Below are 15,129 nucleotides of genomic sequence, written 5' to 3' on the forward strand. Positions count from 1 at the left end.
ATTTATTATAGCAACCGAGTTATCAAAAACAAATAAGCCCAAGTGCTTAACTTGGGCTTATTTCTGCTATGTTTTCAAAAGTTTACAATCGACCGGATAAATCCCGGTACTAGTCCTCATATATCATTTTTCGAGTCATGCCCCCGTCAATAATCAGGTTGGTCCCCGTGACAAAGGTATTGCTTGGATCGGACAAATATAAACAAGCGCGGGAGATATCCGAAGGAACGCCCACACGTCCTGCCGGGTGTTGTTCATGGTCCTCTGGCTTCAATTTCTCAACATTTCCTGTCTCAATCCATCCCGGACTGATACAATTGACCCGAATTCGGTCCTTGCCCAATGAGACCGCCATCGCATGTGTCAACGCCACGATCGCACCCTTGGAAGCGGCATAGGCCTCTGTTTCCGGCTCTGACATAATCGCACGTGTTGAGGCCATGTTCACGATTGCCCCACCATTTTCGTTGTGCTTCATATGTTTGGCCGCTTCCCGGCTTGCGAGAAAGCAACTTCGCACATTTGTATTGAGTATATCGTCCCACTCTTCCAGCGTTAGCTCATAGGGAGACTTCCATCTGGAAACACCTGCATTGTTGACGAGCACATCAATCTGTTTAAATTCGTCTATTGTAGTTTGAATGAGATTCGTTATATCCTTCTCTTGACGTACATCACACTGGACAAAAATGGCTTCTCCGCCTTCATTACGAATGGAAGCTGCCGCCGCTGCCCCTTCCGCTTCCTGATAGTCGGCAAGTACGACTTTAGCCCCTGCAACCGCATAGGCCTCAGCCACGCTTCGCCCGATTCCCTGGGCTGCTCCAGTCACAACCACGACTTGATCTGTAAATGACATCATCATTTCCTCCTCTATTGAGATAGTCCTTTCATCATATAAGTTTACATACAACTCACTGATTATGGACCATAAAATTGAACTAAGTCTCTTCTTATATAAATACACGTTAGCCCCATTAAGAAACGCTTGTCCCTAAAAGAAATTAAAAAAAGCTTACGCCACTGTGGCGCAAGCCAGCCGGTTTATCCGCGTACACGCTCTGAATACAAACGATTGTAGCGTTCAAAGCCTACATAACGCGTTCCCTTGAAAGAGAGTCGACCTTCATCTCCCTCAGCGCACAAGCCGTACTCATCACCATTCACCTTGAATTCGAGACGATCTCCGCTCTCCACTTCAAAAGTGATGTAATAAAGCGTACGGGCTGTACTTCCTGGTTCGGAGTGCGACTGACTCATCTGTATCCTCCTGCTGGTAATACGTGAAGGTACGGTAAGCAGAGGTTCTGAGTTATTGCGGCCCCATCTCCATACTTCTTTCCCTACCGACAGCAGAACAATACCTATAATCAGGACAAATACTACCGGAAAGACGGTTCCAAAAAAATCAAACATCCAGGATGATTCAATGCCCATATCTCTCCCCTCCGTTCATCAAACCTAGGACAGCCGGAGTCTTGACCCGTCTTCTGTAATATATATGCGCATGAACAAGGAAATTGTTATTTGGAGTTCAAATTAACCGGGGGATAAAAAGACTATTCCAGTTTTCGTTATTCAACAGATAAAAATACCCAGTCCATTGAACCAGGCATCCTCTGTTTTATTATTTTTTTGGAGAGATAGCTCCTTAATTCAGGTTCCGAAATATACATCCAATTTTCCGGTTGGTGGCGTGGTAGCCATCCAAACAGCGGCAAGATTGTCTGGTGCAGAGGTTGCAGCAGTAATATAATCCCCAATAAGCACAGTAGGTACGGGTGATATTCCATTGGGATTAAACGAAGTCGTAGTCAATCTACGATTGGTAAAGGTAATCCCTCCATCAAAAGACTCTGCAACATATACATCCAATAAAAAACCGTCAATACGATTGGAGTAATATATAACCCTAATTGTTCCAGCAAACGGAGATACGGTGATCGATGGAAAGAAATTTTGTGAACCTGCTGGTGCTCCTGTAATACTTATAGGATCGGACCATAACAACCCATCCGGAGATTGGCATAACAGTACATCTGTGTAGCCATTTCTGGCATCATTCCACACAGCGTAAACTGTCCCGCTGTTAGGTCCGACCGATATGTCTGCTCCTAGACTCAGATTGGTCTGCACTCGAAAAGCGTAATTCGGTACAGGTAATGGGGATGGGGCTGGTACAACGGAGGATATGAATGTAGATTGTCGATTTATAGGTGGTTCGTAGTTAATTCCACCGTTATAAGAGATACGTAAAAGGGCAGATGGGCTATCGGGACCAGTGACGATATATCCGGCATAGACCTCTCCAGAGAAACCAATTGCAATTGATGAGCGATCATGGATTCCCCTCGGATCGGATAAACGATTAGGGGGTTGTTCCCAACTCGCTCCCTGATCAAGGGTTCTCTGGACAAAGGTTGCAGAAGATGTCGTTGCAAGCGGAGTGTAACCTACATAGGCATTCCCTCGATAAGGGCTCCCGGGAGAACGATCTACGGCAATGTAAGGTTCATCGTTATGAACAACGGTTCCGTAACCTCTTTGCACAATAACTGGCGCAGCCCAAGTTTCTCCGTTATCTACTGAAGTATAACTTACTATGGTACCATCTAAATCGCCGTTAAATACGTGTGCAGTTACAATAAATGTGCTTGGGAAGGTGTAATCTATAGTTGGAGCTTCCGCACCTGCAAATCCCGCAGGCAAAGGAAGTAATGATGTGGACCAGGTATTTCCCGCATTCAAGGAACGATAAAATCCAATTAAGGTCGGTCCGCTACTTGTATCCACTGCAACAACACACATGATATTAGTATCCAGCGTATTGACTGCAATTGAAGGCTCGAATTGGCTACCACCCAAAGCTCCTGTAATATTAACAACGGCCAACGATATCACCTTCCTTTTATTATGGAATATTAGTAAATCGGTCTATTAACGACATTTCTGACTGAAGAACACGTTGTATGACCTGACCTGTAGAGTCGACGCCGTAAACATTAATAATTGTACTGGTCGCACTGAAATAATCGCTCTGGATTTCGTAAAAAGCAGCATTGGTAAGCCCATAAATTAAACTTCGAGTGGCTTGAGGAAGAAGTTGAAACAAATCATGTCCTATAGGTATCCGCATGGATTGTGTTGTGTCCCATTTAAAAACTTCAATCTCAATATTAACTGGGACATTAAGCGAGTCGTTTATACAAGTGACAATAATCTGAGTCGCCATATTCATACCTGTTGGTGAGTTATAGAGCAAGCCTGTTGAGTTTGGCAATAGAATAACTCTCCTCTCAGAAAATGATCTTGTCTATATACTATGATTGCATACTATATGAGTGCATGGCATTGAAAGAAATAATTAAAATGAAGAAAAGCCCATTATTCTAATTCCCTATAGAATAGACACTGTAAAAAGTCTATCCGCAGGGTGTTTTTGTTTAATAGTTCACAGAAACTTCTTACCACTATGCGGACAACACTTTCAATCTAGCTACATATGATATTCAAAATAATAGATTGGAGGAAAAAACTATGGTTCGTACACATGATGCCAGAACCTCTTTAGGATCCAACGGAGTTAATCCGCTTAATGTCCCCCTCGCTCAGAACACGCCCACCTTGGTAGGCATACTAGGACTTAATATTTCAAATCCAGGGACATTGATTCGAACTCAATTTAATGGCACATATCGAATTTCGGTGGCCAATTTGTCTTCCCAACCTTCTTCAATATTGATTGAAATTTTCAGAGGCTCCACCCATACAGGCACGCCAATCTATGTCGTTTCTCAACCTATATTCCCAGCTGAAGCTAGCATATTAGCAAGTTTTGAAGGCTCCGATTATAATGTCTCCGCCCCACCGTCTGGACAACTTATCTATTCTTGTTATTTGACATTTGTTCCCGTGTCACCAATGGAGCAAGCCACACGTGTTGGACCAGAATGCTTCAATGCGGTCACTTACAGTGACGATTAAATCTGTTTAGTACCGGATCTCATCTGAGAAAGGAGGGCATCCCATGGTTAAAACATTAGATGCAAGGACTTCTCAAGGTTCCAATGGTCAGAACATTGTTACTCCAAGCTTTACCAATGGAGTCCCGCTCTTGTTTGCACAGGTAGGCCTGCAAGTTAGCAACCCGGGAACATTGATTCGAACTCTTTTTTCGGGCATCATTGAAGTCACAGCAAATCAGCTGCCTGTTAACGGGAATCTCGTCATAGAAGTATACCGAGGGTTAAGCAGTTCACAACAGCTTGTTTATCGTGCGGGTACAATCGTTCTGTCCAACCCATTTTTTAGTCCTTGCGTATTCAGATTTAGCGGTTCGGATTATAATGTGATGCCACCAGGGAATGGTCAGCTTGTCTATTCTGTGTACGCTACATTCACCTATAATCCAAGTTTCAATGTTAGTAACTTGCGCCTGGGTCCCGAAAGTTTCAATGCTACAGTTTATTCCGATGATTAATATAAATTTCTCAAAATAATCGTGGATTAATTTCAGGTTCAATGTCAATCTTTGAATTCATTAAACGCCATTAAGGAGGGCTAGAACTCAATAGCTCTCCTTAATGGCGTTTGTTATTTAGCAAACAAATTCCTTACTTAACTCTATGTCTTTTCAAACTTCCACCCCCAGTGTGGATGCTTTGATCTTAATTGGTTCGCACTTCAACCTTCTATATGTGCTATGGCTAACCCCATCTCTCCGCAACTAATATAATCGAACTCTTCCTCGTTATCCAGGTAACACCTCCAAAAACAACTTCGTCAATAAGAGTCGTACCTATAGACGAAGCTATAAAGTGTATGTTAAAAGGTCTCAATGTTATTGTCTATGTAATTTTTCATATAAAAAAAAGCCCACTATTGGTGGTATTATCCCCTTTAAGTGCCTACTTCAAGGGGATAATACCAGAGCATCGCAATCAAAGGTTTTTTAATTACTTATTTGTTTTATTTCCCAAAATATTCTTGACTATCTCTTCGCGATTTTTCAGGAAGTACACGGTTCAATTCACTATTTAACCACGATAGGGTTTTACCTCGAAAGAACTCTCGCATATAACTTTCTCCCTCAAGCATAGTTACATTTATAGTGCAAGATGGATTGGTGGAACATGAAGAACACGCTTGATCATCACGATATGAATAATGATTCCTCAAGATATTTTTACACTGAAATATAGGTTTTACTCCTTCTACCGCCTCTATAACATCCCAAAATGAAATTTCTTCAGCAGGCCTAGCAAGTTTATATCCTCCCTTTACGCCTGGCACAGAACTCACGATTCCAACTTTAGACAATTTCCCAAACACTTTTGAAAGATAAGTCTCAGAAAGACCTTGAAATTCGGAAAGTTCTTTAATTCCAATACTATCTGTTGTTGGCGCATCTACTAAGTAAACGAGACTATGCAGAGCATACTCGACCATAACACTATACTGCATATATAATCTCCCACTTTCAATTCTTTTTTATTTCCTTCAAAAACAATATTATAAGCATCTGAAGTAACTTTGTAAAACTACCACCTAAAAATAACCAATTCGAATAATTTGACAAAAGATTGTGAACGATATATATTAGCTACTGTATTAATCGTCGATTAACTTTGTCGACAATAAAACAAACTATTGGGGGAATATCTTATGAGTAAACTTTTAGTTATCAATGCACATCCTTTAGTAAATTCAACGTCTTCTTTCAGCTTAAATGTATTTAATAATTTTTTAAAAACATATAAGGAGAACAAAGCTAAAGACGAAGTCATCGAACAGATTAATTTGTATGAAGATGTTATACCTATGATTGATAAAACAGTTTTAAGCGCCTGGGGCAAATCAGCTAAAGGAGAAGCGCTATCTACCGAAGAGATAGAAGTTACTGTACGTATGAACGAAATACTTCAGCAGTTCAAAAATGCCAAGAAATATGTCATTGTTTATCCACTTCACAATTTCAACGTTCCCTCAAAGTTAAAGGATTATGTGGATAATATTATGATTGCAAGAGAAACGTTCAAATACACAGACACAGGTTCAGTTGGTCTACTCAAAGATGGAAGAAGCATGGTAGTCATCCAAGCCAGTGGATCCATTTACACAAATAACGACTGGTACACTGAAGTCGAATATTCACATAAGTATTTGAAATCGATGTTCAATTTCATCGGTATTGAGGACTTTGAAAGCATCCGTGTTCAAGGTACAGCTATTCTTAACCATGATGAAATCCTTCAAAATGCATATAAAGAAGTAGAAGTAGCTGCCAAGTTACTAGCCGCTAAATAAATGGAGATGGAGTTTCCAGTTTTGTATAAATTACTTATGCAAAATATGCCCGGAAAAAGGGCGAAACTGAACAGCGGGTTTGATTGTAGCGAAGAAGGTCCCATTAAGCACTTTACAAGAAGTAAGACAGCTCTTCAGTGAAAAGGAATAAGTTGATTTGTTCTTATTAATCAATCAGATCAATAATTAAGAATTGATTTGCTATCCAAAGGGTACAATTATCGGACAAATTTTTCAGGCGGTTGCTTTTGCCAACCGCCGATTCACTTATTTGAGTTTCACCCTGTGCTGCATGAAATGTGATTTTATAAATAAAAAAGCCACCAATTGGGGTGGTCAAGACCCCATTTAGTAGACTTTAAAAAAGAACCTAGGCCGCAAACTAGCGTCGGTACTCTACCGGCGTCAGTTTTTTTAGTTTCCGTTGTGGCCGTTTTCGGTTGTAAAAACGGATATATTTTTCGATTTTGCTTTGTGCTTCGCTAAGCGTTCGGATATGATAAGGATAGAGTCCTTCCGTTTTGAGATGCGAGAAGAAACTCTCCATCGAGGCATTGTCATAACAATTTCCTCGGCGAGACATGCTGATTCGGGCGCCAACCTTTGGCAGCATGTCGTGGTAAGCATGAGACGTGTACTGGAATCCTTGGTCGCTATGAACGACCAGTCCGGTCACGTCTTTTTGCTTCGCAAACGCCTTGCTGAATGTGCGAAGCACCAGTTCATTGTCGTTGCGTTCGCCTATTTCGTAAGCCACAATTTCGTTATTAAACAGATCCTTTATGGCTGAAAGATATATCCAGCGCTCTCCCACACGATACTGGGTAATGTCCGTTACCCATTTCTGATTCGGTTTTTCTGCACTGAAATCTCGCTTCAAGAGGTCCTCTGCTACACGCTGCGCAGGTGTATACGAGCTGCTGGAGCGCCGTTTACGACGGATTCGAGATTGAATACCGAGCATTTGCATCAGGCGGAGCACCTTTTTGTGGTTCATCCAAATCCCCTGATCTTGCCAAAGGAACAACTGGAGCTGCCGATAACCATATTTGCCTTCATATCGTTGATACGTTTGAAGCACTTGTTTCTTCGCCTTTGCGTCGCGATCGAATCGTTTACGTTTTACATAGGCATAAAATCCACTCCGTGACACGCCAAACACATTACAAAGTTTCTGGATATCACCGTATGCCGCTACTTTTTCTATGATCTGAAATCTTTCTTGTTTGCTTCCTCCTTCCAGATGACCAAGCACTTTTTTAGCAACTCATTCTCCCGTTTCAGTTTTTGTACAAAGCGGTCTTGATCCAAGTATTCTTTACGTCGACCTCGCTGATCCATCAGTCCAAACTCACCTTGTTCCCGATATTTTCGCATCCAGCGCTTCATTCGTCCTGGATCATGAATCCCCAGATGTTCATTAATCTTTCGATAAGTCCACCCCTCAACCGTATGCAAACGAATAGCCTCATTTTTTATCTTCTCCGAATACGTTTTAAACTTTTGTCCCTTAATCGCCACAAAAAAATACACCCCCTAGAATTTCATCGGCTAAACCCAGGGGTTTTTCCAATGTCTATTCTAAGGGGTGCACTTCAGGGGCAAAACGTTGATATATCAGCTTTTTTTGATCTGTTTTGATAACTAAGCGTACATCAGGTCCATGTATCCGCGTGTTACTTCTCCACCATCCGTCTGTTCAGGTTCATCTGCCTGTGCATATTTTGTCATGCAGGCTTTGACTTCTTCCTCGGTTGTACAACGGTTGGCATCATCACATGTGTAGCATAATTGGAGCATGTATCTGGTTAACTCGTCCGCCTGCGTGAATTGAGCTTGTTCATTCGTTCTCATGTTCATCACTCCCATCTCTTCTTGAATTCAATATAACATCATTTGAAGGGATTTATTGTGATTTAATTCACAAAGTAATTAAAATGAAAAGAAACCCGCAGGTTCCTCTTCAAAAAGCGTTGTAATTCAACGCAATTATAGTACTTTCCAACGTACTCCACCGTCCATGGTTTGTAGCAACAGTGATCTTTTGGCATCCGTATTTTCGACCAAAATCCAGCCTAGTTTCGAAGAAACCATCTGGAGCTTGACGATCTCCGGGTAGTCTTCGAGAATGTTTTCCAATACTTTACTTACAGGAAGTGCCTTCCAGGTTTTACCTGAATCTTTGGTGTAATATGTCTTGCCTTTCTGCATGACCCAGCCTTCCAAGGGGTTCAGAAATGTAGGAGTCAGACCACGATTGATTCCGGTTTGTTTATTCAGACTGAACGTTGATAATTGCCAGCTCTCTCCGCCATTGGTTGTGAAAAACCCGTTGAATTTGGTACTTTCCCCCTGAGAACAGGATAACGACATCCAGGCTGTCTGGGCTTCCCGACCAAAAAACTGCGGCGAGCTAATGTTAAAATTACCACACCCGTTAAATTTGTTTCGGTCAAAGAACGACGGTCCAGCCTTCCAATGTTGGCCACCATCAGATGTAACATACAATTTCGGTGTACCGAACTCCAGAGCGGTCAAGAACCCGTGATCCGAATCCGAGAAAGTCATGCCTGTCGTATAACCCCGTGTAGGAATCTCTGCAGATGCTGGTTTGCCGTCCTCGTCACTCGACGTCATCTGATTCCAGGTAATACCGCCATCTTCGGTAACATACAATTTCTTGTCTTGCTTGCCAATCGAAGTATCCACTGTGGTCAGTATCCAGCCTTTTTCAGGAGATACAAATGTGATGGCAGTCACCTTATCCGTCTTCGACAAGGAGGACAGGCTCCAGCTTGCTCCTCCGTTGTTGGTCCGGAGAACCATCGTATCGGTTCCGCCCATTCCTTCACGAACAATCCATCCATGTGTACTGTCAACAAAATAAATGCTTTGTCCATATTGCGGGTTCGCCGGAAACTGTACGTTTTCCGAAGGTGAGATGTTAATCCAGGTACTCCCCTGATCCTGAGTATAATACAGACGCAGGGCATTCCGCGTCACTCCCCATGCTAATCCGCCGTTCCCGTTCAGCAGCTGGAAATCGGTTAAACGGGTCTGAATTTGATATTTTGCTGTATCCGCAGCTTGTGTACTGTTTGCAGGGGGGACAACAGTTAATGTCTGGCCCATATTCCCGTTATCTTCTTGCTCCTGTGGCGGCTCTGACACCTGGGGCTGTTCCGAAACGGTGCAAGCCGCCAGCAGAGCAGCTATACCGATAGACAGCAGTACTGTCTGCGCGATTTTGATCCATTGCGAACGCAAGTGGTTTCCACCTCTCTCAAACAATAAGCAGGCGCGCATGCCTGTCCATTCATGTTGTTTTTACGATTCATCTGAATCCACTGCTCCTATTCTACCACAAACGATGTCGAAAAGGATCATCTCCACTCTCTGGAAGGTGAAAGCGATCTTTTGGCTGCACCTGCTTCTTCTGCGAAACGCTAACCAGGTTTTCGACGAAATCTTCCGCAAATAGACATCAAATGTGAGAAAGTTTATAGACGCGGCTCGCTTTTCACACGCTTATCCCTTAATATGGATGGAAGTATACCCCAAAAAGGAGAGGATATGAAAATGGTAAACAGTGCAGCGCTCAAACCAAGTCGTGTCGTTATTGTAGGCATGGGTGCGGTGGGAACAACAACGGGATACACGCTGATGTTAAGACAGCGTTCGTCCGAGTTGGTATTTGTGGATGTGAATCATGATAAGGCTACCGGCGAAATGCTGGATATGAACCACGGACTCCCATTTACCGGAGGCGTCAAAGTATGGGCAGGCGATTACGCGGACTGCAAAGACGCAGATATCATTATTATTACTGCCGGTGCTTCCCAAAAACCAGGAGAAACTCGAATTGATCTGCTGAAGAAAAATGCAAGCATTTTCAAAGAGATCATTGAACGTATTACCGAGGTGAATTCCCATGGAATTCTGTTGATTGCTACCAACCCTGTAGATATTTTGTCCTATACTTCGTGGAAACAAAGCGGTTGGCCCGCTTCGCGTGTGATTGGTTCCGGTACGTTACTAGACAGCGCACGTTTCCGTTATCTGATTGGTAAAAACAAAGGCATTGATCCACGCAGCATTCACGCTCATATTATTGGAGAGCATGGTGATTCCGAAGTACCGGTATGGAGCCTTGCTAACGTTGCAGGAACCGACCTGGAGCTGGATGAAGAAACACAGCAGGATATCTTTGACCGGACCAAAAATGCGGCGTATGAGATTATTAATGCCAAAGGTGCTACTTCCTATGCAATTGCGCTCGCCTTGGACCGTATCGTGGCTGCTATTCTGGGCAACGAAGGCTCCGTACTGAACGTTTCCACATTGCTGGAAGATTATAATGGTGTATCCGATGTATATCTGGGCGTTCCATGTGTAGTTGATCGCAATGGTGTGCGTGAAATTCTGCCACTTCCATTGAATGAGACGGAGAAAGTCGCTTTCCAGGCCTCCGCGAACAAATTGAAGGAACAGATTGCCGGACTGGAATAAATCCAAATCCTGGATTTTGACTTAAGGTTGTATAACTAAAGGACCACTTGTATCTTCCTTGCGAAGATGCGAGTGGTCCTTTGGTCTTAATGGAAATATGAATTTAAGTTTACATAATGATTATTCCGTCAATAAAAAACGAGGTATTGAACTAAACATTTACACGTTAACGGAGAGGACAGAAATAACCTGAAGAAGCGGAGCGTTCGCCTTTATCCATGGATTCCCCCCTTTATATAAGGGATTCAAAAAAATCTAGGGATAACAGCGATCGGAAGGTTGTTCTGTCATCGGAGTGGCAAGTGGAATTATTCTTTAGTTCAATATATATAAACGAAGCTTACCTTTTACATATCAGCCACAAACGCAGGAAGTTTGACATCCAGCAAAGCCATCGCTTGCTCCTTCTCGCGGCTGGTTACATGAGTATATACTGTAGTGGTCTGAATGGAGGAATGTCCCAGCAGCTCCTGGACCGTTCGCAGGTCTGCTCCGCGTCTAAGCATCATGGTCGCGAATGAGTGACGCAGTTTGTGACTGGAATAGTTTATACGCTGATTGGAGGCGGATTCCTGCTGAAAACGTTCAAAGGTTTCCGTCGATATGAGCTGAATACTGCGAATCGACAACCGTTTCCCTTTTTGCGAGACGAACAATGCCTCTTCCTTCGCCCGCCACGGATCCAGACGCTCCTGAAGAGCTTGGGATAACAGGTCAGCAACCGTCTCAGGCACAGGGAGTGTACGCCATTTCCGGCCCTTACCGAACACATCCAGCGTACGCCGTTCCACATTATAGTCTTTGCAATTCAAGGCATGTACCTCTCCGACCCGCAATCCCATGTATCCCATTAACAGAAAAATAGCCAGGTTTCGTGTACGGTACTTTCCCTCGACCGATTGCAAAAATCGTTCCAAACCGTTTTCGTCAAGAAAGACGGGGGCACGGTTTTGCTCGGTTTTGGACTTCTTGATCCCGAAAGCGGGGTTATTGGTCACCAATTCAAGTTCAATTAATGACTTATAAAAACAGTTCACAGCTGCGTGTTTCCGATTCCGCGTCGAATCACTCACCCCGCGTTCCCGAGCTCGGGACAAAAAGGATAACACATGAAGCTTTTTAACCTGTTCCAGTGACTTTCCATTAATAGAGACGAGAAATTCAGCAACGTCCCCTGTGTATGATTTTACCGTATGTTCCGTGTACCCTGCATCTTTCATCCATATATGAAAAGCTTCAAGCTCATCGGCGTATTGCTCCTGAATCTCTTCGGTCAACATCTGTGTTCGTCACCACACTTCTATTTATTAATCTACAATTACGACATCGATTAGTGGGGTAATCGCCTCGGGCTGTCCTTTACTACGAGTGAGTACAAATGAAGGCAACGGATTCTCATGCAGTCCATTCACAGATTCACAGATCTGAACATACAGATCCATACGCAGCGTCTCTCCTTCACACGCAACCTCGATTACAGGCCATTCTTTCTTTGAACAGGATGACCAATCAGCCAATTCGTTCACGGGCACGATGCTTAATTGTTTACTTTCGGGATGTACACGGTATATTCCCGTGGCCTGAGGTTCATCACCCAGCTTGTCTATCGAAAGTTTGGCTCTGGAATCTTCATCCGGGGCCGAAAAAATTGAATAACACCATGGCGTAACTCCCCAGACAATCGCCATTAGACCTTCTTCCAGCAAGGTGTCCGAAAGGTCGCCCTCACCGAATTGTTCAATCAGATTATGGTTTCCAGAACCGATCAGCTCTTCTACACGCTTCTCCATACGAGGCAGATCTGCGAGAATGAAGCCACCCCTTCCGTAGGAGTCAAATATATGATTCTCCCGTGTCCATACAGCTTCCGGTGCTGTACTCATCTGCGCAGCTTCGGCTGGAAACAGACAGATCGCTACGGTTACGACCTGAGCATATTTCACCATGGCTTGCTGCTCGGGCTCCAGCTGCCCCTCTGCAATACGTGGTGTTTTAATGTGCAAGGAAATTCGCAGTTCGTATTCTCCTTCTGCAAAATCAGCCCAATTCAATATGATCGGATGATCTATTCCTTCAATAGGAGCGAGTGAACATGTACTGTTTGGTCCCAAGGCAACCGTATATTGTACAAACCCCAGCTCTTCTCCATATACGATAATGGCATCTTGTCGATCCAGCGGTGTATCCATATGTTGCGCAACAACCGACACTTTGCGTCCATCCTTCAAACGACGCTGCGGATCCAGCTCTAACTGAAATACGTTCTTGTCTTCTGGGTGTGAAATGATTAGCTTTGTTTCAGCAAGCACGGATGAGCCAGCCAAAGCAAAGCCGAAATTCGAATTTCGGTGATACTGATTGATATGTAATGGTGTGTCCATGATACATCCCCTCTCCTATGTCTGATGGCATGTCACACCCCCAAATATATGTCATATTTGCCCTGACCGCAACCCTGTTTCCGCTGACAATGACAGATCTATCACGTATTAGACACCCATAGCTCTCTCTATCCATCCCTGCTTTCTTTCGTAATGCATGATCTGCTTTTACAGAAAAAGCCCCATACCACGTCGCTTTGGCGACGCAGCATGAGACTAATTTCAGCTAACTACATTTACTATAAACCCAGTTATCGATAAATTTAATAACTCATCACGATGTCTCCCACGATGTTTCTACAATGTGGCTTAAGCTATGACTTCTACTTTCTTTTTGTTATTTTGAACGTGTCCGAAATTCGCCGTGCCGGATTCAAATGACTGTGATGGCGACCGTAGGCAAAGTAGATGATTAAACCAATAATTAACCAGCCAAAGAACGTAATCCAGGTCAGAGCCGCAAGACGTGTCATGAGATACATACAGCCAACAGCGCTCAGAATAGGGATCAGTGGAACGAAAGGCACACGGAATCCTCTTTTCAGTTCCGGGTTGTTTTTACGCAGCACGATAATGCCCAGACTCACAACCGCGAACGCAAACAGTGTCCCAATGTTGGTTAACTCCGCCAAGTGGCCAAGTGAGATGAAACCCGAGAATAAAGCGACGATGATCCCAGCAACCCAAGTTCCCATAGCAGGCGTTTGGCTTTTGCCACTGACTTTGGAGAATACCGGAGACAATAGACCGTCCCGTGACATGGAATAAAGCAAACGTGTCTGACCATACATCATAACAAGTAATACAGTGGTAATCCCTGTAATGGCCCCAAGTGAAACAATCCATGACAATCCTTTCAATTGAACAAATTCAAAGGCAAAGGCAACCGGATCACTCACATTCAGCATGTGATAAGGTACAATCCCTGTCAGAATCAAAGATACAACAATGTAGAGAACGGTACAGATCGCAAGGGACGCGATAATACCGATGGGCAAGTCCCGTTGTGGACGTTTCACTTCTTCCGCGGCTGTAGAGACAGCATCGAAGCCGATATAAGCAAAAAACACTGTTGCCGCCCCTGCGGTTACCCCTGACATTCCAAACGGAAGGAACGGCTGCCAGTTATCCGGCTCGACATAGAATACACCCACACCGATAAAGATCAACACCACAATAATTTTAATCGCCACCATGATTCCATTGGCACGTGCAGCCTCTTTTACGCCTCGGGTGAGCAGGAATGTAATAATTAACGTAATCATCGCTGCGGTGATGTCAAAATAGGTTCCCTTTTCCGGATTAAATGCACTGGTGAGCGCATGTGGTAATTCCAATCCGAATCCGGACAATAACGTTTGAAAATATCCTGACCAACCACTGGCCACAGCCGCACTCGCAAATCCATATTCCAGAATAAGATCCCATCCGAGAATCCAGGCAATGACTTCACCAAAAGCGGTGTAGCTATATGTATACGCACTTCCCGAAGCAGGCACACTGGATGCAAACTCGGAGTAACACAATGCAGCGAAGGCGCAGATTATACCTGCCAGCAGAAAAGACAGTACCAGACCGGGACCTGCATATGTTGCAGCAGCAACACCTGTTAATACAAAAATTCCCGTACCGATAATCGCTCCTACCCCGAGAGTCATCAGATCTAGGGGGCCCAGTACCCTTTTCAAAATGTTGCTTTCGTTATCACCGGTGGCAATCGGCTTTTTTCTAAATAGGGAAGATCGATTCTGGTTTTGATTCATACACAGTTTCCTCTCGTATTGAAAATGATGAATGTGTCTCTTTACTTCAGATATTTTTGTTGGGTTCATCTGTTCTATGAAAAAGTCGTTTGTTCTATCTTAACGACCAACTATAAAAAACTATCGATTTCTACACTTTGTCGCGTTGCTTTGTTAAATTAAATCATAGT

General features: G+C 43.6%; 16 protein-coding genes. 4 read left to right on the plus strand and 12 right to left on the minus strand.

Annotated features, from left to right (window positions below; translation table 11 throughout):
* Positions 1-109: 109 nt before the first annotated feature.
* The 4 genes from Q0V21_RS09295 to Q0V21_RS09310 all read right to left on the minus strand — a co-directional run bounded on the left by Q0V21_RS09295 (position 110) and on the right by Q0V21_RS09310 (position 3,280).
* Complete coding sequence (locus Q0V21_RS09295; protein WP_301879531.1) at positions 110-859, minus strand: SDR family NAD(P)-dependent oxidoreductase; 750 nt, start codon at positions 857-859, stop codon at positions 110-112.
* Positions 860-1,044: 185 nt separating this feature from the next.
* The gene (locus Q0V21_RS09300; protein ID WP_024632039.1) at positions 1,045-1,437 is read right to left on the minus strand and encodes a DUF2500 domain-containing protein; all 393 of its coding nucleotides are present in this window, start codon (positions 1,435-1,437) and stop codon (positions 1,045-1,047) included.
* A gap of 219 nt (positions 1,438-1,656) precedes the next feature.
* Positions 1,657-2,892, minus strand: coding sequence for a beta propeller repeat protein (locus tag Q0V21_RS09305; RefSeq protein WP_301878568.1), 1,236 nt, complete (start codon positions 2,890-2,892; stop codon positions 1,657-1,659).
* Between the two features lie 19 nt (positions 2,893-2,911).
* Positions 2,912-3,280 (minus strand): hypothetical protein, encoded by a 369-nt coding sequence (locus Q0V21_RS09310; RefSeq protein ID WP_301878569.1) that lies wholly within the window; start codon positions 3,278-3,280, stop codon positions 2,912-2,914.
* A 257-nt stretch (positions 3,281-3,537) separates the two neighbouring features.
* Between Q0V21_RS09310 and Q0V21_RS09315 the strand changes: the two genes are divergently transcribed.
* Together Q0V21_RS09315 and Q0V21_RS09320 are read left to right on the plus strand one after the other, a co-directional pair.
* Positions 3,538-3,984, plus strand: a complete 447-nt coding sequence (locus tag Q0V21_RS09315; protein ID WP_301878570.1) for a hypothetical protein — start codon at positions 3,538-3,540, stop codon at positions 3,982-3,984.
* A 43-nt stretch (positions 3,985-4,027) separates the two neighbouring features.
* On the plus strand, positions 4,028-4,480 hold the full coding sequence (locus tag Q0V21_RS09320; protein ID WP_079344579.1) for a hypothetical protein: 453 nt from the start codon (positions 4,028-4,030) through the stop codon (positions 4,478-4,480).
* 488 nt (positions 4,481-4,968) lie between these two features.
* Here the strand turns inward: Q0V21_RS09320 and Q0V21_RS09325 are convergent, their stop codons facing one another.
* Positions 4,969-5,463, minus strand: coding sequence for an RrF2 family transcriptional regulator (locus Q0V21_RS09325; protein WP_079344578.1), 495 nt, complete (start codon positions 5,461-5,463; stop codon positions 4,969-4,971).
* 201 nt (positions 5,464-5,664) lie between these two features.
* Here Q0V21_RS09325 and Q0V21_RS09330 point away from each other — a divergent pair, with 201 nt between their 5' ends.
* Positions 5,665-6,306, plus strand: a complete 642-nt coding sequence (locus Q0V21_RS09330) for an FMN-dependent NADH-azoreductase (protein WP_301878572.1) — start codon at positions 5,665-5,667, stop codon at positions 6,304-6,306.
* A 382-nt stretch (positions 6,307-6,688) separates the two neighbouring features.
* On the opposite strand, the gene Q0V21_RS09335 is transcribed toward Q0V21_RS09330, so the two are convergent.
* From Q0V21_RS09335 to Q0V21_RS09350, 4 genes are all read right to left on the minus strand, one after another.
* Complete coding sequence (locus tag Q0V21_RS09335; RefSeq protein ID WP_301878573.1) at positions 6,689-7,561, minus strand: IS3 family transposase; 873 nt, start codon at positions 7,559-7,561, stop codon at positions 6,689-6,691.
* Positions 7,510-7,827 carry a helix-turn-helix domain-containing protein gene (locus Q0V21_RS09340; protein WP_079350485.1) on the minus strand — a complete coding sequence of 106 codons (318 nt, stop codon included), beginning with the start codon at positions 7,825-7,827 and terminating at the stop codon, positions 7,510-7,512. Before Q0V21_RS09340 ends, Q0V21_RS09335 begins: the two co-directional genes overlap by 52 nt.
* Positions 7,828-7,950: 123 nt before the next feature.
* The gene (locus tag Q0V21_RS09345; protein ID WP_301878576.1) at positions 7,951-8,160 is read right to left on the minus strand and encodes a hypothetical protein; all 210 of its coding nucleotides are present in this window, start codon (positions 8,158-8,160) and stop codon (positions 7,951-7,953) included.
* A gap of 135 nt (positions 8,161-8,295) precedes the next feature.
* Positions 8,296-9,573 carry a VPS10 domain-containing protein gene (locus Q0V21_RS09350; protein ID WP_301878577.1) on the minus strand — a complete coding sequence of 426 codons (1,278 nt, stop codon included), beginning with the start codon at positions 9,571-9,573 and terminating at the stop codon, positions 8,296-8,298.
* A gap of 312 nt (positions 9,574-9,885) precedes the next feature.
* Between Q0V21_RS09350 and Q0V21_RS09355 the strand changes: the two genes are divergently transcribed.
* Positions 9,886-10,815 carry an L-lactate dehydrogenase gene (locus tag Q0V21_RS09355; RefSeq protein WP_094939858.1) on the plus strand — a complete coding sequence of 310 codons (930 nt, stop codon included), beginning with the start codon at positions 9,886-9,888 and terminating at the stop codon, positions 10,813-10,815.
* 347 nt (positions 10,816-11,162) lie between these two features.
* Here the strand turns inward: Q0V21_RS09355 and Q0V21_RS09360 are convergent, their stop codons facing one another.
* From Q0V21_RS09360 to bcaP, 3 genes are all read right to left on the minus strand, one after another.
* Positions 11,163-12,095, minus strand: coding sequence for a tyrosine-type recombinase/integrase (locus Q0V21_RS09360; RefSeq protein ID WP_301878580.1), 933 nt, complete (start codon positions 12,093-12,095; stop codon positions 11,163-11,165).
* 27 nt (positions 12,096-12,122) lie between these two features.
* Positions 12,123-13,196, minus strand: a complete 1,074-nt coding sequence (locus Q0V21_RS09365; protein WP_301878581.1) for a hypothetical protein — start codon at positions 13,194-13,196, stop codon at positions 12,123-12,125.
* A gap of 323 nt (positions 13,197-13,519) precedes the next feature.
* On the minus strand, positions 13,520-14,959 hold the full coding sequence (gene bcaP, locus Q0V21_RS09370) for a branched-chain amino acid transporter BcaP (RefSeq protein ID WP_079344571.1): 1,440 nt from the start codon (positions 14,957-14,959) through the stop codon (positions 13,520-13,522).
* Between the last annotated feature and the right edge of the window lie 170 nt (positions 14,960-15,129).

The organism is Paenibacillus sp. 11B, assembly GCF_030487755.1.
GTDB classification, from domain to species: domain Bacteria; phylum Bacillota; class Bacilli; order Paenibacillales; family Paenibacillaceae; genus Paenibacillus; species Paenibacillus vandeheii.